Annotated in this window: 14 protein-coding genes; 8 read left to right on the top strand and 6 right to left on the bottom strand. The window is 68.4% G+C overall.

The features are described from left to right. Window positions 1–10: 10 nt before the first annotated feature. From rpsR to rpsF, 3 genes are all read right to left on the bottom strand, one after another. Window positions 11–247 carry a 30S ribosomal protein S18 gene (gene rpsR / locus ACIF83_RS27755; RefSeq protein ID WP_003949403.1) on the bottom strand — a complete coding sequence of 79 codons (237 nt, stop codon included), beginning with the start codon at window positions 245–247 and terminating at the stop codon, window positions 11–13. A gap of 40 nt (window positions 248–287) precedes the next feature. Beyond that, window positions 288–869, bottom strand: a complete 582-nt coding sequence (locus tag ACIF83_RS27750; RefSeq protein WP_399730896.1) for a single-stranded DNA-binding protein — start codon at window positions 867–869, stop codon at window positions 288–290. A gap of 80 nt (window positions 870–949) precedes the next feature. Further along, complete coding sequence (rpsF, locus tag ACIF83_RS27745; RefSeq protein WP_369390496.1) at window positions 950–1,240, bottom strand: 30S ribosomal protein S6; 291 nt, start codon at window positions 1,238–1,240, stop codon at window positions 950–952. 266 nt (window positions 1,241–1,506) lie between these two features. Between rpsF and ACIF83_RS27740 the strand changes: the two genes are divergently transcribed. The 3 genes from ACIF83_RS27740 (at window position 1,507) to ACIF83_RS27730 (ending at window position 4,240) form a co-directional block, all read left to right on the top strand. Then, the gene (locus ACIF83_RS27740) at window positions 1,507–1,824 is read left to right on the top strand and encodes a hypothetical protein (RefSeq protein ID WP_398138729.1); all 318 of its coding nucleotides are present in this window, start codon (window positions 1,507–1,509) and stop codon (window positions 1,822–1,824) included. A gap of 179 nt (window positions 1,825–2,003) precedes the next feature. Beyond that, window positions 2,004–3,125, top strand: a complete 1,122-nt coding sequence (gene femX, locus ACIF83_RS27735) for a peptidoglycan bridge formation glycyltransferase FemX (RefSeq protein ID WP_393474689.1) — start codon at window positions 2,004–2,006, stop codon at window positions 3,123–3,125. A gap of 83 nt (window positions 3,126–3,208) precedes the next feature. Next, entirely contained in the window at window positions 3,209–4,240 is a 1,032-nt protein-coding gene (locus ACIF83_RS27730) for an alanine racemase (protein ID WP_393474692.1), read from the top strand. A gap of 107 nt (window positions 4,241–4,347) precedes the next feature. Here the strand turns inward: ACIF83_RS27730 and ACIF83_RS27725 are convergent, their stop codons facing one another. Beyond that, window positions 4,348–5,880, bottom strand: a complete 1,533-nt coding sequence (locus ACIF83_RS27725; RefSeq protein WP_399730891.1) for a glycosyltransferase family 87 protein — start codon at window positions 5,878–5,880, stop codon at window positions 4,348–4,350. Between the two features lie 129 nt (window positions 5,881–6,009). Further along, entirely contained in the window at window positions 6,010–8,658 is a 2,649-nt protein-coding gene (locus ACIF83_RS27720; RefSeq protein ID WP_399730888.1) for a transglycosylase domain-containing protein, read from the bottom strand. A 364-nt stretch (window positions 8,659–9,022) separates the two neighbouring features. Here ACIF83_RS27720 and ACIF83_RS27715 point away from each other — a divergent pair, with 364 nt between their 5' ends. The 3 genes from ACIF83_RS27715 to ACIF83_RS27705 all read left to right on the top strand — a co-directional run bounded on the left by ACIF83_RS27715 (window position 9,023) and on the right by ACIF83_RS27705 (window position 12,263). Continuing rightward, entirely contained in the window at window positions 9,023–9,703 is a 681-nt protein-coding gene (locus tag ACIF83_RS27715) for a helix-turn-helix transcriptional regulator (protein ID WP_393474699.1), read from the top strand. Between the two features lie 43 nt (window positions 9,704–9,746). After that, on the top strand, window positions 9,747–10,829 hold the full coding sequence (locus ACIF83_RS27710; protein WP_393474701.1) for an inositol-3-phosphate synthase: 1,083 nt from the start codon (window positions 9,747–9,749) through the stop codon (window positions 10,827–10,829). A gap of 123 nt (window positions 10,830–10,952) precedes the next feature. Beyond that, window positions 10,953–12,263 carry an MFS transporter gene (locus ACIF83_RS27705; RefSeq protein WP_399730885.1) on the top strand — a complete coding sequence of 437 codons (1,311 nt, stop codon included), beginning with the start codon at window positions 10,953–10,955 and terminating at the stop codon, window positions 12,261–12,263. A gap of 44 nt (window positions 12,264–12,307) precedes the next feature. Here the strand turns inward: ACIF83_RS27705 and ACIF83_RS27700 are convergent, their stop codons facing one another. Continuing rightward, on the bottom strand, window positions 12,308–13,750 hold the full coding sequence (locus ACIF83_RS27700) for a CCA tRNA nucleotidyltransferase (protein WP_399730882.1): 1,443 nt from the start codon (window positions 13,748–13,750) through the stop codon (window positions 12,308–12,310). Between the two features lie 257 nt (window positions 13,751–14,007). Here ACIF83_RS27700 and ACIF83_RS27695 point away from each other — a divergent pair, with 257 nt between their 5' ends. Together ACIF83_RS27695 and murJ are read left to right on the top strand one after the other, a co-directional pair. Further along, entirely contained in the window at window positions 14,008–16,374 is a 2,367-nt protein-coding gene (locus ACIF83_RS27695) for a DUF6049 family protein (RefSeq protein ID WP_393474709.1), read from the top strand. A 46-nt stretch (window positions 16,375–16,420) separates the two neighbouring features. Beyond that, on the top strand, window positions 16,421–18,787 hold the full coding sequence (gene murJ / locus ACIF83_RS27690; RefSeq protein WP_399730878.1) for a murein biosynthesis integral membrane protein MurJ: 2,367 nt from the start codon (window positions 16,421–16,423) through the stop codon (window positions 18,785–18,787). Window positions 18,788–18,859 lie beyond the last annotated feature (72 nt).

Below are 18,859 nucleotides of genomic sequence, written 5' to 3'. Positions count from 1 at the left end.
CACCCTTCCCTTAGCGCGCGGTGGACGTGTAGGGCAGCAGCGCCATCTCACGGCTGTTCTTCACGGCCGTGGCGACGTCACGCTGGTGCTGCGTGCAGTTGCCGGTCACGCGGCGGGCACGGATCTTGCCGCGGTCGGAAATGAACTTCCGCAGCATGTTCGTGTCCTTGTAGTCCACGTACGTGACCTTGTCCTTGCAGAAAGCGCAGACCTTCTTCTTAGGCTTGCGCACAGGCGGCTTCGCCATGGTGTTTCTCCTGTGTGATCAAGAAGTGGGGATGCGAGCCCTAGAAGGGGGGCTCGTCCGAGTAGCCGCCACCGCCGCCGGAGCCTCCGCCCCAGCCGCCGCCGCCCTGGTTGCCACCGGCGGGAGCGCCGGTCGCCCACGGGTCGTCGGCCGGAGCGCCGCCGCCCTGCTGGCCGCCACCGGAGTTTCCACCCCAGCCGCCGCCACCCTGGCCGCCACCGCCGCCGTAACCACCCTGGCCACCGCGAGCGCCACCGGCGGCGGTCTTGGTGACCTTGGCCGTGGCGTTGCGCAGGCTGGCGCCGACTTCCTCGACGTCCAGCTCGTAGACCGTGCGCTTGACGCCCTCACGGTCCTCGTAGGACCGCTGCTTCAGCCGGCCCTGCACGATGACGCGCATGCCTCGCTGGAGCGACTCGGCGACGTTCTCCGCCGCCTGACGCCAGACCGAGCACGTGAGGAAGAGGCTCTCGCCGTCCTTCCACTCGTTCGTCTGGCGGTCGAAGGTGCGGGGAGTGGACGCGACGCGGAACTTCGCGACCGCCGCACCGGACGGGGTGAAGCGCAGCTCGGGGTCATCGACAAGGTTGCCGACGACCGTGATGACGGTCTCGCCTGCCATGGGGGAACCTCTCGGCGGGTTTGCTGCTCTGGCTGCTTGTTGCTGCTACTCGAATCCCGAGATCAGCTGAGCGGGAAAGCTCAGTGGGTCTCGGGGCGGAGGACCTTGGTCCGGAGGACCGACTCGTTCAGGTTCATCTGGCGGTCGAGCTCCTTCACGACCACAGGCTCGGCCTGCAGGTCGATGACCGAGTAGATGCCCTCGGGCTTCTTCTTGATCTCGTACGCGAGACGACGACGGCCCCAGGTGTCGACCTTCTCCACCTTGCCGTTGCCCTCACGGACGACGGAGAGGAAGTTCTCGATCAGGGGGGCGACAGCGCGCTCCTCCAGATCGGGGTCGAGGATGACCATCACCTCGTAGTGACGCATGTGGAACCCACCTCCTTTGGACTCAGCGGCCACGGTCGTTCCGTGGCAGGAGGGTTGTGATGCGTACGCAACGGTATCGGCCACCACTGACAATCGGGGGCTCCTCGGAGGGATCCCCCGCAGCGGCCTGGGCAGACACCGGTGCAGACGGTACAGACTACCCGCACACGTGCTTCCGGTTGAAATCCGGCGGTGGGGGCCCTTCAATCTGTACACATCGGGTGTGTATGGCGCTACAGTGCGCCGCGATCCGCAGGAGGTGCCTCATGGCACAGCAGGCATTGCGACCCAACACCGCCGGATCCTTCTTCGCCACCGACGGCAAACCTCATCCGCTCCAGGACACCCTGACGGTGGCGACACTGGTCCTGGGCCTGATCGCCTTCATCACGTCCTTCTTCCACGGCCTTCACCTGCTCTCGTCCTGGACCGGCCTGCTGGGGATCATCACCGGCATGTACGGGCAGTGGATCTCGGAGACCACGCGGGAGCGGACCGGTCTGATCCTGGGTCTCGGTGCCTCCGGAGTCGGCTTCATGCTCGGCATGGCGAACGGCGGACTGTTCGGCGGCCTCATCGGCTGACCCGTCCGGCCGTCGGTCCGGCACCTTCCCCGACACCGTGAAAACGCCTCGGCGGCCAGAAGCCGGGGCGAAGGTGCCGTACGCCCCAGTCGGGGTGCTCGCAAGGCGCAGTAGGCTTCGGCGCGAGAGCCGGAGCCCCTGAACCCATGGGGACACACCAGCCCGAGGAGCGCCCCGACATGAGCCTGACCCTGAGGACCATCAGCCGCGAGCAGCATCTGGCCTACATCCAGAGCCTGCCGGCGGCGAGCCACATGCAGGTCCCGGCCTGGGCCGATGTGAAGGCGGAGTGGCGCTCGGAGCACCTCGGCTGGTTCGACGAGCGCACCAGCGAGATGGTCGGCGCCGGCCTGGTCCTCTACCGTCAGCTACCCAAGATCAAGCGCTACCTCGCCTACCTCCCCGAGGGGCCGGTCATCAACTGGTTCGCGCCGAATCTGGACGACTGGATCCAGCCGATGCTGGCGCACCTCAAGCAGCAGGGTGCCTTCTCCGTGAAGATGGGCCCGCCGGTGATCATCCGCCGCTGGAACGCGGAAACCATCAAGCGGGGCATCCAGAGCCCGGACGTGAAGCGCCTGCGCGACATGGAGGCCGACTTCATCGAGCCGCGCGCCTTCGAGGTGGCCGACAAGCTGCGCCGCATGGGCTGGCAGCAGGGTGAGGACGGCGGGGCCGGCTTCGGCGACGTGCAGCCCCGCTACGTCTTCCAGGTGCCGCTGGCCAACCGCTCCCTGGAAGAGGTCCACAAGAACTTCAACCAGCTGTGGCGCCGCAACATCAAGAAGGCCGAGAAGGCCGGCGTCGAGGTCGTCCAGGGCGGCTACCAGGACCTCGCCGAGTGGCAGCGGCTGTACGAGATCACGGCCGTGCGCGACCACTTCCGGCCCCGCCCGCTGTCGTACTTCCAGCGCATGTGGACGGCCCTCAACACCGAGGACCCCAACCGGATGCGGCTGTACTTCGCCCGCCACAACGGCGTGAACCTGTCCGCCGCGACCATGCTGATCGTCGGCGGCCACGTCTGGTACTCCTACGGCGCCTCCGACAACATCGGCCGTGAGGTCCGCCCCTCGAACGCGATGCAGTGGCGGATGCTGCGCGACGCCTACGCGCTCGGCGCCACCGTCTACGACCTGCGCGGCATCTCCGACTCGCTGGACGAGACGGATCACCTGTTCGGCCTGATCCAGTTCAAGGTCGGCACGGGTGGGCAGGCGGCCGAGTACCTGGGCGAATGGGACTTCCCGCTGAACAAGCTGCTCCACAAGGCGCTCGACATCTACATGTCGCGCCGCTGAGCCGCGGGCGTTTGATTCCATAGGCTTCACAGCTTTCGCACCACTGATACACCGCAGCCACGAGAAAGGTTCCAGGTCCGGCCATGGCGCTCACGCTCTACGTCGACACCGCGCGCTGGCGGGCGCACCACAAGCACGTGCAGGAGCAGTTCCCGGGCCTCGTCCCGGTCTGCAAGGGCAACGGCTACGGCTTCGGACACGAACGACTGGCCGAGGAGGCCACGCGCCTGGGCGCGGACATCCTCGCCGTCGGCACCACGTACGAGGCCGCGCGCATCAAGGACTACTTCAGCGGTGACCTGCTGGTGCTGACGCCGTACCGGCGCGGTGAGGAGCCCGTCCCGCTGCCGGACCGGGTGGTCCGCTCGGTGTCGTCGATCGACGGCGTGTACGGCCTCGTGGGCGCCCGTGTCGTCATCGAGGTGATGTCCTCGATGAAGCGGCACGGCATCAGCGAGCAGGACCTGCCGCAGCTGCACGCCGCCATCGAGAACGTCCGGCTGGAGGGCTTCGCCATCCACCTGCCGCTGGACCGCACCGACGGCTCGGACGCCGTCGAGGAGGTCATCGGCTGGATGGACCGGCTGCGCGCGGCCCGGCTGCCGCTGCACACCATGTTCGTCAGCCACCTCAAGGCCGAGGAACTCGCCCGGCTCCAGCAGCAGTTCCCGCAGACCCGGTTCCGCGCCCGCATCGGCACCCGGCTGTGGCTGGGGGACCACGAGGCCACCGAGTACCGCGGCGCCGTTCTGGACGTCACGCGCGTGGCCAAGGGCGACCGCTTCGGCTACCGGCAGCAGAAGGCGGCCTCGGACGGCTTCCTGGTGGTCGTGGCGGGCGGTACGTCCCACGGGGTGGGCCTGGAGGCCCCGAAGGCCCTGCACGGCGTCATGCCGCGCGCCAAGGGCGTCGCACGAGCCGGCCTCGCCACGGTGAACCGGAACCTTTCTCCGTTCGTCTGGGGCGGCAAGCAGCGCTGGTTCGCCGAGCCGCCGCACATGCAGGTGTCGATCCTGTTCGTCCCGTCGGACGCCCCCGAGCCGACGGTCGGGGACGAGCTGGTGGCCCATCTGCGGCACACCACCACGCAGTTCGACCGGATCGTGGACCGCTAGTCCGGGCTGCCGAAGCGAAAGGCCGTACACGATGTTCGTGTACGGCCTTCTTCGTGCCCACCGAGGGCCCCGAGGGGGTGCCGGGGGGACGCCGAGAGGATGTTCGCTCAGAGCGAACGGTCCTCGTGCGATGACGGCTCCGGCCTTCCCCAGTCCACCCGAGGAGCGTCGAAGTGGGCGGCGTGCCGCGGGGGATGGGCCGCCGCACCGAGCACGAAGACGTCCTCCGCGCCGTCGAGCACCCCGCCAGAGGGGTCGTCGTCGCCGGACCGGCGCACCACGTCCCGCTCGGGCATGAGGATGTCCCGTACGACCACGGCGCACAGGTACAGCGTGCCCAGCAGGTGCAATGCGATCGCCCACTGGTAGCCCTGCGTCGGCAGCCCCTTGTGAGCGTCTCCGCTGGTCGTGTAGGCGAGGTACATCCAGATGCCCAGGAAGTACGCGACCTCGCACGCCTGCCAGATCAGGAAGTCCCGCCACTTGGGCCGGGCGAGAACGGCCAGCGGTACCAGCCACAGGACGTACTGCGGGGAGTAGACCTTGTTGGTGACGATGAAGGCCGCCACCATCAGGAACGCGAGCTGGGCGAAGCGCGGCCGGCGCGGGGCGGTGAGCGTGAGGGCCGCGATGCCGAGGAAGCACAGCACCACCAGCACGGTGGCGGCGGTGTTCACGAAGTCCGTGGTGGGCGGGTTGCTGGAGTTCTGCGCCCAGATCAGCCAGAAAGAACCGAAATCGACACCCCGGTCATGGCTGAACGTGTAGAACTTCGACCAGCCCTGGAAGGCGAAGAGCATCACCGGCAGGTTCACGACGAGCCAGGCGACGACGGCTCCGCCCACGGCCTGGAAGAACTCCCGCCACTTACCGGCCCTCCAGCACAGCACCAGCAGTGGGCCGAGCAGGAAGACGGGATAGAGCTTGGCGGCCGTGGCGAGCCCCAGGAGGACTCCGAAGGCCAGCGGACGGCCCCGCGCCCACATCAGCATCGCGGCGGCCGTCAGAGCCACCGCCAGCAGGTCCCAGTTGATGGTGGCGGTGAGGGCGAAGGCGGGCGCCAGAGCGACCAGCAGGCCGTCCCAGGGGCGCCGGCGGTGGGTGCGGGCCACACAGACCGCGATGGCGGCCGCACAGGCCATCAGCATCCCGGCGTTGACGAACCAGTACCACTGCTCCTGGTGCTGGATGGTGCCGCTGCCGGGCGTGAGCCAGGCGGCCACCTCCATGAACACACCGGTCAGCACCGGGTATTCGAGGTAGTCCATGTCGCCCGGCAGCTTGTCGAAGTACGGCACCAGCCCGTCGGCGAAGCCGCGCCCCTGATAGAGGTGCGGGATGTCCGAGTAGCAGGCGTGCGTGTACTGCGAGCTCGCGCCGAAGAACCAGGCGCTGTGATAGCAGGGCGCCTTCTGGAAGAGGCCGAGCGCGAACATGCCGATCGCGACGAGCACGACGACCCGTACGGGGGTCCACCAGGTCGTCCCGAGCAGGGCGCGCCGCCCGATGGGGCCACCGATCAGCTCACTCCCGGCCGCGGCGACCTCGTCCTCCCTGGTCGGCCGCACCGGCTCCGCACCGGCAGGCCGCACGGGCTCGGGCTCGTGCACGCTCGCGGGCGTCATCTCTGCACTGGGCATGGGCCACATCCTGCCGTACCTCTCTAGGAATACGCCGAGGGCCGCCGCACCTCGTGGGTGCGGCGGCCCTCGTTTCACGTGAAACACCCGTGGCGAACGATATGGCCGCCAATCGGTCAGACTGCCTGGCTAGCCGTTCTGACCTGCGAAGATGCCTCCGTTGCCGTTGCCTTTGCTGGTGCCGGTGCTGGTACCGGTGGTATCGGTGGCTGTCGGCGTGGGTGTCGTCCCGCCGTCCGTGCCACCGTTCCCTGTGCCGCCGCCGGTGTTGTTGCAGTTGTTGCCCCAGCCGAACTGGCAGGAGTCACTCGGCGTCGGAGTCGGGGACGTGGCCGTTTCGCTCGGCGACGGGCTCGGCGAGTCGTCCGGCGTCGGGCTCGGCGTGATGGTGACCGACGGGGTCGGGGAAGGCGCGCCCGCCTCGTCCTGGACCTTGCCGATCTCGGTGGCATCCGGGAAGCCCGAGTCGTTCGCGTTCTTCAGCGCGGCCTTCATGTACTCGGTCCACACCAGCGTCGGGATGTCACCACCGTGGATGGAGTCCTTGCCCGCCGTGCCGTTCATGGAGAGCAGCTCGTGGTCCTTGGGGTTCTCGCGGAACATCGCCACCGAGGTCGACAGCTGCTGGGTGTAGCCGACGAACCACGCCGACTTGTTGCTGTCGGTGGTACCGGTCTTGCCGGCCGCCGTACGGCCCAGGGCCTTGGCGTTCTGAGCCGTACCGTTCTGGATCACGTTCTCCAGGACGTCCGTGACGTTGTTGGCGATGTTCGCGTCCATGGCCGACTTGACCTTGGGCTTTTGGAAGCCGGGCTGTTCTTGGCCGTCCTTCTTGAGGGCGGTCACCGAGTACGGATCCACCTGCTTGCCGGACGCCGCGAAGGTCGCATAGGCGTCGGCCATACGGATCGCACTGGGAGTGGACGTACCGATGGCGAACGACGGGTTGAGGTCCTTCGACATGCTCTGGTCGAGGATGCCGGCCGACTTGGCGACGTCCCGCACGTGCGTCATTCCAACGTCCACGCCGAGCTGAACGAACGGCGTGTTGATGGACTGCTCCATCGCCTTACGCAGGGTGATGTAACCCCACTTGCGAGGGCCCTCGTTGTTCTGGAAGAAGGTCGAGTTGTCCTTGTTCAGGTAGAACGACCCGTCCGGCTTCATCACCTTGAGGTGGTCGTTGCCGTTGTACTTGCTCAGCGGCGAGACCGGTGTGCCGGGAGATTTGTACGTGCCGTACTCCATGGCCGCGGCCAGCACGAACGGCTTCCACGTCGAGCCGACGGGGACACCGGAGGTGTCGGCGTTGTTGGTGAAGTGGCCGTTCTCGTAGCCGTCACCACCGTAGAGAGCGACGATCGCACCGTCATTGGGCTTCACCGACGCGGCGCCGAACTGGACGTACTTGTCCAGGCTGCGGTGCTTCGGGTCCAACCGCTCCTTCTGGATCTTCTTCACCGCCGCGCTCAGGGCGTTGACCTTGTCCTTCTTGAAGGTCGTGTAGATCTGGAAGCCGCCCCGGTCGAACTCCTGCTCCGTGATCTTGGAGTGGGCCAGGACGTACTTCTTCGCCGTGTCGGCCAGGTAGCTGATCTGGCCGGTCATGCCCTTGGTCGCCTTGCGGCCCTGAGGCATGGGGTACCTCGCGAGGGCTTTCTGGTACTGCTCGTCGGTGAGGTGCTTGTCCTTGTGCATCTCGCCGAGAATCCAGGCCCAGCGCTCCTTCGAGCGCTTGGTGTTGTCAGTCTGGGTCGCCGACTTGTCGAGGTCCGGATTGCCCGCCGGGTCGTAGTACGTCGGACCCTTCAGCAGCGCCGCGAGGACGGCGCACTGGCTCGGCGTGAGCTTGACCGCGTCCACGTTGTAGTAGGTATGAGCGGCGGCCTGGATGCCGTAGGCACCGCGGCCGTAGTACGAGGTGTTCAGATAGCCCTGGAGGATCTGCGGCTTCGAGAGCTTGGCACCCACCTTTATGGAGATGAACATCTCGCGGAACTTGCGGGTGACGGTCTGGTCCTGGCTCAGGTACGTGTTCTTGACGAACTGCTGGGTGATGGTCGAACCACCCTGCGTCTGTCCGCCTCGCGCCATGTTGGCCAGAGCTCGGACGATACCCATGGGGTCGACACCCGAGTCCTTGTAGAAACTCTTGTTCTCGGCCGAGATCACCGCGTACTGCATGGCCTCGGGGATCTTGTCGATGGTGACGTTCTGGCGGTTGACGCCGGTGCCGGTGGCCACCATCTGAGTGTTGTCGGCCCAGTAGTAGACGTTGTTCTGCGACTGGGCGGCGATGTTCTCGCTGGGGATCTGCACCATCGCGAAGCCGATGCCGACCATGGCGACGAGGCTGCCGACGAAACCGATGAACAGACCCGAGACGAGCTTCCAGGACGGCACCCAGCGGTGCCAGCCGTACTTGCCCGCCCGCGGGTAGTCGATGAACCGCTTCTTGCCGGGCGCTGCCGGCGCACGGCCTCTGCCGCGTCCGGGCCCGGTCGGTCCGCCCGGACCTCCGTTGTCGGCGGCACGACGCCTGCCGCCACCTCTCTGCGCCGCCCGGCGGGCCTCGGCACGGCTGCCGTAGGGGCGCTCCTCACCCCCCGAGCCATAGGAGCCCGACCCATGGGAACTGGAACCATAGGAGTCGGCAGAAGACCCGGTGGCGCCTCGCGGTGCCGCACGGCGGCCGGAGGACGGGCCGGACTGGCCGCGTCGGGCCGCGGCACGTCCGCCTCCCTGCGGCGGCGGCGGTTTGCGACGGTGCTCGCTCATCGAACGATTACTCCTCGGGCAGGCGCACCCGTGCGCGCCTGGAAACGGCGGCTGGTTTCCGGTCCCCCCGAAGTACGGATGTGGTCGGTTCCGCATTCACCCGTACTGCACCGGGGACGACGACGCCCCCCAGGCGTCACTTGGTTCCCGGTGGCGTGCATGCCGCACAGACTACGCACCGCCAAAACCTGCCGAGCCCCGAAGTTCACCTCAAAACAGGCAACTCGCTTCCAACGAATCGGTGATGTGATCCCGTTCACCGTCCTCCCTCTTGTCGCATACGGAAGGCCGTTCTATCGTCGTGATGTATCGAGTCGATACATCAGTGCGAGATAAAGACGCTGCGGACCGAGAGGAGGCGATCATGAGCCGGCGTTCCGGCATCCTTGAGTTCGCCGTACTCGGGCTGCTGCGCGAGTCCCCGATGCACGGCTATGAGCTGCGCAAACGACTCAACACGTCTCTGGGTGTGTTCCGGGCGTTCAGCTACGGGACGCTCTACCCCTGCCTCAAGACGCTGGTCGCCAACGGCTGGTTGATCGAGGAAGGCAGCACCCATGAGGACGCCCTTGCCGCTGCCCTTGCCGGACGCCGAGCAAAGATCGTGTACCGGTTGACGGCAGAAGGTAAGGAGCACTTCGAGGAGCTTCTTTCCCAGACCGGTCCTGACGCGTACGAGGACGAGCACTTCGCCGCACGATTCGCCTTCTTCGGGCAGACGTCGCGCGATGTGCGCATGCGCGTGCTGGAGGGCCGGCGCAGCCGCTTGGAGGAGCGTCTGGAGAAGATGCGCGCCTCCCTGGCGCGCACCCGGGAGCGCCTCGACGACTACACGCTTGAGCTCCAGCGCCACGGGATGGAGTCCGTGGAGCGCGAAGTGCGCTGGCTGAACGAGCTCATCGAGAGCGAGCGGGCCGGTCGGGACCTGAAGGGTTCCGCATCCGGGGGGTCCGCTCAGCAGGACACCACAACTGGAGCGACGGGCGGCCTGCCCCGTCCCGGGGAAACCCCCCGGACGGATACGCCCGGCGACACCGCCACGTGAGACCCACTCAGGGCCTCACTCGTACACACAGGGAGCAACCGGAATGGGTTCGGTTCGCGTAGCCATCGTCGGCGTGGGCAACTGCGCCGCGTCGCTGGTGCAGGGAGTCGAGTACTACAAGGACGCCGACCCGGCGTCGAAGGTCCCCGGCCTGATGCACGTGCAGTTCGGCGAGTACCACGTCGGTGACGTCGAGTTCGTCGCCGCCTTCGACGTGGACGCCAAGAAGGTCGGCCTCGACCTCGCGGACGCGATCGGCGCCTCCGAGAACAACACCATCAAGATCGCCGACGTTCCGAACACCGGCGTCACGGTCCAGCGCGGCCACACCCTCGACGGCCTGGGCAAGTACTACCGCCTCACCATCGAGGAGTCCGCCGAGGAGCCGGTCGACGTCGTCCAGGTCCTCAAGGACAAGCAGGTCGACGTGCTCGTCTGCTACCTGCCCGTCGGTTCCGAGGACGCGGCGAAGTTCTACGCCCAGTGCGCCATCGACGCCAAGGTCGCCTTCGTCAACGCCCTTCCGGTCTTCATCGCCGGCACCAAGGAGTGGGCGGACAAGTTCACCGAGGCGGGCGTCCCGATCGTCGGTGACGACATCAAGTCCCAGGTCGGCGCCACCATCACGCACCGCGTCATGGCAAAGCTGTTCGAAGACCGTGGTGTGCGCCTCGAGCGCACGATGCAGCTGAACGTCGGCGGCAACATGGACTTCAAGAACATGCTCGAGCGTGACCGCCTGGAGTCCAAGAAGATCTCCAAGACGCAGGCCGTCACCTCCCAGATCCCCGACCGGGACCTCGGCGAGAAGAACGTCCACATCGGCCCGTCCGACTACGTCGCCTGGCTGGACGACCGCAAGTGGGCGTACGTCCGCCTCGAGGGCCGCGCCTTCGGTGAGGTGCCGCTGAACCTGGAGTACAAGCTCGAGGTCTGGGACTCCCCGAACTCCGCCGGCATCATCATCGACGCCCTGCGTGCCGCGAAGATCGCCAAGGACCGCGGCATCGGCGGCCCGATCCTGTCGGCGTCGAGCTACTTCATGAAGTCCCCGCCGGTCCAGTACTTCGACGACGAGGCCCGCGAGAACGTCGAGAAGTTCATCCGCGGTGAAGTCGAGCGCTAGTCGGCACCACGCGGTGCGCTAGCTCTCCAGCCAGGCGCACCGCACAGAACGCTCCTGCCAGGGCTGTGAGGGTCCCCGGGTTTCCTGACCCGGGGACCCTCGGCATATGTGAGGCTTTGCTCCATGCCCGTCGTCCGTGACCTGCGCGTCCTGCTGCGTCTGCGGGACTTCCGACGCCTGCTGTCCGTACGCCTCCTCTCGCAGGGCGCCGACGGCGTCTACCAGGTCGCGCTCGCCGCGTACGTCGTCTTCTCCCCGGAGAAACAGACCTCGGCCGTGGCGATCGCCTCGGCGATGGCGGTCCTGCTGCTGCCTTACTCGCTGGTCGGTCCCTTCGCGGGCGTCCTGCTGGACCGTTGGCGGCGCCGCCAGGTCCTCGTGTACGGCAACCTGCTGCGCGCGCTGCTGGCGGCGGCCACCGCCGTGCTGATGGTCAGCTCGGTGCCGGACTGGCTGTTCTACGTGTCCGCGCTGTGCGTCACGGCCGTCAACCGCTTCGTCCTCGCCGGGCTCTCGGCCGCCCTGCCGCGCGTGGTCGACGCCGAGCGCCTGGTGATCGCCAACTCCCTCTCCCCGACAGCCGGAACACTCGCCGCGACCACGGGCGGCGGCCTCGCCTTCCTCGTACGGCTCGTGGCATCGGGCTCCGATGCCGCGGTGGTCCTGCTCGGCGCCTTCCTCTATCTCTGTGCCGCGCTGACCTCACTGAGCATGGCTCCCGCACTGCTGGGCCCCGACCGACTGCCGGCGCAGCCCCGTCTACCGACCGCGGTCGCCGACACCGCCCGCGATCTGCTCGCGGCCGTGCGGCATCTGACCGAGCCCCGGCGCCGGGAGGCAGCCTGGGCGCTGGCCTCGATGACGCTGATGCGCTTCTGCTACGGCGCGCTCCTCGTCCTGCTCCTCATGCTGTGCCGGTACACCCTCGCCGCGACCCCGGACGAAGGACTCCAGCTGCTCGGACTCGCCGTGGCGGTGTCCGGCGCGGGCTTCTTCGCGGCCGCCGTGGTGACACCGTGGGCGGTGGGACGGCTCGGGCCCGGCCGCTGGATCGTGGTCTGCTCCGGCGCGGCCACGGTTCTGGAGCCTGCGCTGGGTCTGCCGTTCGCCACCGGCCCCCTGATGGTCGCGACCTTCGTCCTGGGGTTGATCACCCAGGGAGCCAAGATCGCCACAGACACGATCGTCCAGTCATCGGTCGATGACGGTTTCCGGGGCCGGATCTTCTCCGTGTACGACGTCCTCTTCAACGTTGCCTTCGTGGGCGCTGCCGGAGTGGCCGCCCTGATGCTCCCGTCGGACGGCCGCTCAGTGGTGTTGGTGTTGTTCGTCGCCCTGATCTATGGCGGGGTCGCGGTGGGGATGGCCCGCTTCGAAGGGCGCCGAGACAGCAGCGGGGGCGATGTTTCACGTGAAACATCGCCCCCTCGCTAGGTTCTCGGTCATGTTTCACGTGAAACATGACCTCTCCCACAGGCTCAGCTCTGTTCGGCCCACCACTCCTTGAGGGCCGCCACCGCCGCATCGTGCTCCATCGGACCATTCTCCAGACGCAGCTCCAGCAGGTGCTTGTACGCCTTGCCGATGACGGGGCCGGGACCGACGCCAAGGATCTCCATGATCTGGTTGCCATCGAGGTCCGGGCGGATCGAATCCAGCTCCTCCTGCTCCTGGAGCTGCCCGATGCGCTCCTCCAGGCCGTCATAGGCCCGCGACAGCGCGGCCGCCTTCCGCTTGTTCCGCGTCGTGCAGTCGGAGCGGGTCAGCTTGTGCAGGCGGTCCAGCAGCGGGCCCGCGTCACGGACGTAGCGGCGCACCGCCGAATCCGTCCACTCGCCGGTGCCGTAGCCGTGGAAGCGCAGGTGGAGTTCGACCAGACGCGAGACGTCCCTCACCAGCTCGTTGGAGTACTTCAGGGCCGTCATGCGCTTCTTGGTCATCTTCGCGCCGACCACCTCGTGGTGATGGAACGAGACCCGGCCGTCCTTCTCGAAGCGACGGGTCCGCGGCTTGCCGATGTCGTGCAGTAGCGCGGCCAGGCGCAGCGTGAGGTCGGGGCCGTCCTCCTCCAGCGCCATCGCCTGCTCCAGCACGATCAGCGTGTGGTCGTAGACGTCCTTGTGCCGGTGGTGCTCGTCACGCTCCAGATGCAGGGCCGGCAGCTCGGGCAGGACGTGATCGGCGAGCCCGGTGTCGACCAGAAGACTCAGACCCTTGCGCGGGTTCGCGGAGAGGATCAGCTTGTTCAGCTCGTCCCGGACCCGCTCGGCCGAGACGATCTCGATCCGCCCTGCCATGTCCGTCATCGCCGTGACGACCTCGGAAGCGACTGCGAAGTCCAGCTGGGCGGCGAACCGGGCAGCCCGCATCATCCGCAGCGGATCGTCCGAGAACGACTCCTCGGGCGTGCCGGGGGTGCGCAGCACGCGGGCCGCAAGGTCCTCCAGACCGCCGTGTGGGTCGATGAACTCCTTCTCCGGCAGCGCCACGGCCATCGCGTTGACCGTGAAGTCCCGGCGGATCAGATCCTGCTCGATGGAGTCGCCGTACGACACCTCGGGCTTGCGCGAGGTGCGGTCGTACGCCTCGGACCGGTAGGTGGTCACCTCGATCTGGTAGCCGTCCTTCTGGGCCCCGACCGTGCCGAAGGCGATCCCGACCTCCCAGACGGCGTCCGCCCAGGGTCGCACGATCTTCAGTACGTCCTCGGGGCGCGCGTCGGTGGTGAAATCCAGGTCGTTGCCGAGCCGGCCGAGCAGCGCGTCGCGGACCGAGCCGCCCACCAGGGCGAGCGAGAACCCGGCCTCCTGGAAACGGCGGGCGAGGTCGTCAGCCACGGGGGCCACCCGTAGCAGCTCGCTCACAGCGCGTTGCTGCGCCTGGCTCAGGGCAGAGGGATTGTCATCGTTGGGGTTCGGCACAACAGAAGAGGGTACGTGGCCCCGGCGACCCGGGGCGCCTCGATTAGGCGGGCACGGATGCCTCCTGCCATAAGCGCACAAGGGCTGCGCTTACGGCGTACATCCGCTCTCCCCTCGATACTGGATATAGAGGACGGGTCGCTACTGTCCCCCGATCTTGTGGAGCAGACCGCGGCACTTCCCCTCAGCGCGCCTCGTTACCATGCGTGGACGCACATTCCGACGACCACTGACGACGACGAGGGACGGGCGAGCGCGTGGCCGAGGCGGCTGACTTCCAGGGGACCAGTCCCTCACCTGTGCGCCGGTGGCTGCGGCGCACCGGAGGACTGCTCGCCGGGGCGCCCCTCCTGGCCGGGCTTCTCCAGCTGCCCGCCGCGGGGCCCGCACAGGCTGCCCCCTCGGACGCCGTGTCCGTCTCGGTGGACTCGCTCAGCCCCAGCGCCCCCACGGACGGCGACACGCTGACCGTATCCGGCACGGTGACCAACAACGGCAAGCAGGCCGTCACCGGCGCCCACGTGGGCCTGCGGGTGGGTCGCATGCTGAACACGCGCTCGGCGATCGACGGCATCGCTCAGCGCTCCACCGACCTCCAGAGCGGCACCGGCACCGAGGTCGGTGGAAAGTACGAGGAGCAGTTCTCCAAGCTGGCCCCGGGCGTCGCCGAGCACTTCAGCATCTCGGTCCCGGTGGACAAGCTCGACCTCGGCGACGACGGCGTCTACGAGTTCGACGTCGCCCTGTCCGGCCAGACCGCCGCACAGCCCTGGGAGCAGGTACTCGGCGTCCAGCGGACGTTCCTGCCGTGGCAGCCCTCCGAGGCCGACACGAAGACGAAGACGACGTTCCTGTGGCCGTTGATCTCCCCGGTCCACATGACGGCCAGGACGGGTGCCGGCGAGCTGCAGACGCCGGTCTTCCTCAACGACGACCTGGCCACGGAGATCGCCCCGGGCGGCCGGCTGGCGCAGATGCTGGAGCTGGGCAAGGACCTCGACGTCACCTGGGTGATCGACCCCGATCTGCTGGCGTCGGTGGACGCGATGGCGGGCAACTACCGCGTCCAGGGCGACGGCAACACCACCACGGCCGGCACCCACCAGGCAGTCGCCAAGCAGTGGCTGGCCGACCTGCAGAAGGCCGTGGTGGGCAAGGAGGTCGTCGCCCTGCCCTTCGCCGACCCGGACCTGGCCTCCCTCGCGCACAACGGCACCAGCGTCACCGGCTCGCTCAGCCACCTCAAGGACGCCACCGACGTCGCCGCCACCACTGTGAAGACCGTGCTTCATGTCACACCGAACACGGACTTCGCCTGGCCGGTCGAAGGCGCCGTGGATCCGTCGATCATGAAGGTCGCCACCTCGGGCGGCGCCGACCGGGTGATCGCCCGCAGCGACAGCCTGCAGGAGACCGCCGGGCTGTCCTACACCCCCTCCGCCGCCCGCCCCGTCGGCGGCGGTACGACGGCGGTGGTGGCCGACGCACGGCTGTCCACGGCCTTCGAGGGCGATCTGACCAAGGCGGACTCGGCCACGCTGGCCGTGCAGGAGTTCCTGGCGCAGAGCCTGGAGGTGAACGCGCAGACGGACGAGCAGCGCAGCATCGTCGTCGCTCCGCAGCGCATGCCGTCGGCGAGCCAGGCCCAGGCGATGGCGACGGCGCTGAAGACGCTCCAGGACGACACCTGGTCGCAGTCGCAGAACCTCACCGCGGCCGCCAAGGCCAAGCCCGACCCGGACGCCACCACGCGCATCCCGTCCACGTCCGCCTACCCCTCCTCGCTGCGCAAGCAGGAGCTGCCCAGGACGGCCTTCGAGCAGATCGCGCGCACGCAGGACAAGCTCGACAACTTCAAGGTGATCCTCAGCGATCAGTCCCGCGTGGTCACCCCGTTCGGGCGGGCCATAAACCGTGAGATGTCCACGTCGTGGCGAGGCCGCAGTACCGAGGCGGACAGCTTCCGGGGCGACGTGGAGAACTGGCTCGACGAGCTGGCCGACCAGGTCAAGCTGATCGACAAGTCCGAGACCAAGCTCTCCGGGCGCAGCGCCACCATCCCGGTGACCGTCCAGAACAACCTCGTCCAGCCCGTGAACCACCTCGTGCTGCGGCTCACCTCGACGAACCCGACCCGCCTGAAGATCCACGGCAAGGCCTACTACGAGCAGCCCGTCGAGGTCTCCGGCGGCCACAGCCAGTCCGTGAAGTTCACCACCTCGGCCAACGCCAACGGCCGGGTCGCGGTCATCGCCCAGCTGTACACCGAGGACGGCCAGGAATACGGCGACTACGTCCAGTTCGATGTGAAGGTCACCGAGGTCACGCCCACGGTCATGCTGGTCATCGGTGGCGGCGTGCTCCTCCTCGTCCTGGCCGGCTTCCGGATGTACACCCAGCGCAAGCGCGCGGCCGCCCGTCAGGCCGAGGACGACGGCCCCGACGCGGCGGGCGAGGACACCGGCGAGAAGCCCGGGAACCCCGGCGCCCCCGGGGGCCGTCTCCCGGAGGAGTCGGACGCCCCCTCCGGGGCAGACGACCCGGAGCAGCCGAGTGACCCTGCACCGGACACCGCACCGGAAAGCGCCGACCCGTCCGGGACGGGTGAGAGAGTGGACCGTTGAGCGATGTCGTGGCCGGTGTGGCCCGGGACGATGAGGTGGGGTAACCATGAACGCGCCGTACGACGGTGACCGCGGTCAGGGCGCGGCCGGCTCCGGCTACCCCGAGCCGACGCCCGAGCCCGGGCAGGTGCCGCCGCAGCACGCTGCGGACATGTACCTCCAGGACGCCTACGACCAGGACCCCTACCGCGACCACGATCTCGCCGCCCAGGACCCGGTCGCCGAGGCGCTCTACGACCGTGCCGCGCACCCCCCGCCGCCCCCGGGCACGTACGAGCAGCAGCAGCCGCTGTACGGCCCTCCGGCCCAGTCTCCGTACGCCCCCGACCCGCGCGTGTGGGCGCAGACGCCGGCGCCGGAGCCGGAGGGTGCGGCCCAGTACCTGCCGTACGGTGACGACCCCCGTACGACCCAGTTCGTGGGTGTGGACGACCTGGTGACGCACTCCGGCGAGGAGTACCACCAGCCCGACGCCTTCGCGCACCTCTTCCGGGACCAGCAGCAGGGCGGTGCGCCCGCGCCGATGGATCCCCCGGCCGTTCCCGGCCCGGCTGGCGTGCCGGGCCCCGGGCAGGGCTCCGCGGCTCCGTACCCGGCGCCGCCGCACGCCCAGAGCCCGCAGTACGCGAACCAGTACGCCGAGACGCCCTACCAGGCCGGTCCGCCCGCCGCCGGACAGCCGGCCCAGCCGCCGGTGCCGGCCCCGGCCGCGGCTCCCGAGCCCGCCGGTGCGTCCGCTCCCGCGGAGACCTCCGCACCCGCGGCTCCCGCCCCGAAGAAGGGCGGGAAGGCCGGCGGGCTGCTCAAGTCCAGCGCCGTCATGGCGGCGGGCACGATGGTGTCCCGGCTCACCGGTTTCATCCGCTCCGCGCTGATCGCCGCCGCGCTGGGCCTCGGCTTCCTCGCCGACTCCTTCCAGGTGGCCTACCAGCTGCCGACGATGATCTACATCCTCACGGTCGGCGGCGGTCTCAACTCCGTCTTCGTGCCCCAGCTGGTGCGCTCCATGAAGGAGGACGAGGACGGCGGCGAGGCCTTCGCCAACCGGCTGCTGACCCTCGTGATGGTGGCCCTGGCCGCACTGACCGGTCTCGCGATGCTCGCGGCGCCGCTGCTGGTGCGCATGCTGTCGAACCCGATCGCCACCAACCCGGCGGCCAACGACGTGGCCGTCACCTTCACCCGCTACTTCCTGCCCTCGATCTTCTTCATGGGCATCCACGTGGTGATGGGTCAGATCCTCAACGCGCGCGGAAAGTTCGGCGCGATGATGTGGACCCCGGTCCTGAACAACATCGTCATCATCGTGACGCTGGGCATGTTCATCTGGGTCTACGGCAGCGCCGCCAACTCCCACATGACCGTCACCAGCATTCCGCCGGAGGGCCAGCGGCTGCTCGGCGTCGGTGTGCTGCTCGGTCTGGTCGTGCAGGCGCTCGCGATGATCCCGTACCTGCGCGAGACGGGCTTCCGGATCCGGCTGCGCTTCGACTGGCGGGGCCACGGCCTCGGCAAGGCCGCGATGCTCGCCAAGTGGACGGTCCTGTTCGTCCTCGCGAACCAGGCCGGCGCGATGATCGTGACCCAGCTGTCCACCGCGGCCGCCAAGGACTCCGGCGTCAAGGGCACGGGCTTCGCCGCCTACGCCAACGCCCAGCTGATCTGGGGTCTGCCGCAGGCCATCATCACGGTCTCCCTGATGGCCGCGCTGCTGCCGCGCATCTCGCGCTCGGCGGCCGAGGGCGACGGGGGCGCCGTCCGCGACGACATCTCCCAGGGCCTGCGGACGACCGCCGTCGCCATCGTCCCGATCTCCTTCGGCTTCCTCGCACTCGGCATCCCGATGTGCACGCTGATCTTCGGCTCCGCGGGCACCGATGCGGCCACCAACATGGGCTTCATGCTGATGGCCTTCGCCCTCGGTCTGATCCCCTACTCCGTGCAGTACGTGGTCCTGCGCGCCTTCTACGCCTACGAGGACACCCGGACGCCCTTCTACAACACCGTCATCGTGGCGGCCGTCAACGCGACTGCCTCCGCGCTCTGCTACTTCCTGCTGCCGGCCCGCTGGGCGGTCGCGGGCATGGCCGCCGCGTACGGCCTCGCCTACGCGATCGGTGTGGGCGTCGCCTGGCGGAGGCTGCGCAAGCGGCTCGGCGGTGACCTGGACGGCGCACGGGTGCTGCGGACGTACGCGCGGCTCGCCATCGCCTCGGTGCCGGCGGCCCTGATCAGCGGCGCGGCCTGTTATGGCATCGGGCACACCCTCGGCCAGGGCGTCATCGGTTCCTTCGCGGCGCTGGTCGTCGGCGGTGCGGTCCTGCTCGGCGTCTTCTTCGTGGCCGCCCGCCGGATGCGGATCGACGAACTCAACTCGCTCGTGGGCATGGTGCGCGGGCGTCTGGGTCGCTGAGACGGGGGTAGGCGCACAACCATCGTCCGCAGCTGTGTGTCGTGCATAGCGGCGGACTGTGGGCACAATTGG

Source organism: Streptomyces sp. NPDC085866, assembly GCF_044541035.1.
In the GTDB taxonomy this organism is placed as follows: Bacteria; Actinomycetota; Actinomycetes; order Streptomycetales; family Streptomycetaceae; genus Streptomyces.
The sequence above is the reverse complement of the archived record's forward strand: the minus strand, read 5'-3'. Positions and strand labels throughout refer to the sequence as shown.

What these genes read in the sequence shown, in the direction of transcription:
- rpsR (WP_003949403.1), bottom strand. Translation starts at nt 247, where the DNA reads ATGGCGAAGCCGCCTGTGCGCAAGCCTAAGAAGAAGGTCTGCGCTTTC.
- ACIF83_RS27750 (WP_399730896.1), bottom strand. Translation starts at nt 869, where the DNA reads ATGGCAGGCGAGACCGTCATCACGGTCGTCGGCAACCTTGTCGATGAC.
- rpsF (WP_369390496.1), bottom strand. Translation starts at nt 1,240, where the DNA reads ATGCGTCACTACGAGGTGATGGTCATCCTCGACCCCGATCTGGAGGAG.
- ACIF83_RS27740 (WP_398138729.1), top strand. Translation starts at nt 1,507, where the DNA reads ATGGCACAGCAGGCATTGCGACCCAACACCGCCGGATCCTTCTTCGCC.
- femX (WP_393474689.1), top strand. Translation starts at nt 2,004, where the DNA reads ATGAGCCTGACCCTGAGGACCATCAGCCGCGAGCAGCATCTGGCCTAC.
- ACIF83_RS27730 (WP_393474692.1), top strand. Translation starts at nt 3,209, where the DNA reads ATGGCGCTCACGCTCTACGTCGACACCGCGCGCTGGCGGGCGCACCAC.
- ACIF83_RS27725 (WP_399730891.1), bottom strand. Translation starts at nt 5,880, where the DNA reads ATGCCCAGTGCAGAGATGACGCCCGCGAGCGTGCACGAGCCCGAGCCC.
- ACIF83_RS27720 (WP_399730888.1), bottom strand. Translation starts at nt 8,658, where the DNA reads ATGAGCGAGCACCGTCGCAAACCGCCGCCGCCGCAGGGAGGCGGACGT.
- ACIF83_RS27715 (WP_393474699.1), top strand. Translation starts at nt 9,023, where the DNA reads ATGAGCCGGCGTTCCGGCATCCTTGAGTTCGCCGTACTCGGGCTGCTG.
- ACIF83_RS27710 (WP_393474701.1), top strand. Translation starts at nt 9,747, where the DNA reads ATGGGTTCGGTTCGCGTAGCCATCGTCGGCGTGGGCAACTGCGCCGCG.
- ACIF83_RS27705 (WP_399730885.1), top strand. Translation starts at nt 10,953, where the DNA reads ATGCCCGTCGTCCGTGACCTGCGCGTCCTGCTGCGTCTGCGGGACTTC.
- murJ (WP_399730878.1), top strand. Translation starts at nt 16,421, where the DNA reads ATGAACGCGCCGTACGACGGTGACCGCGGTCAGGGCGCGGCCGGCTCC.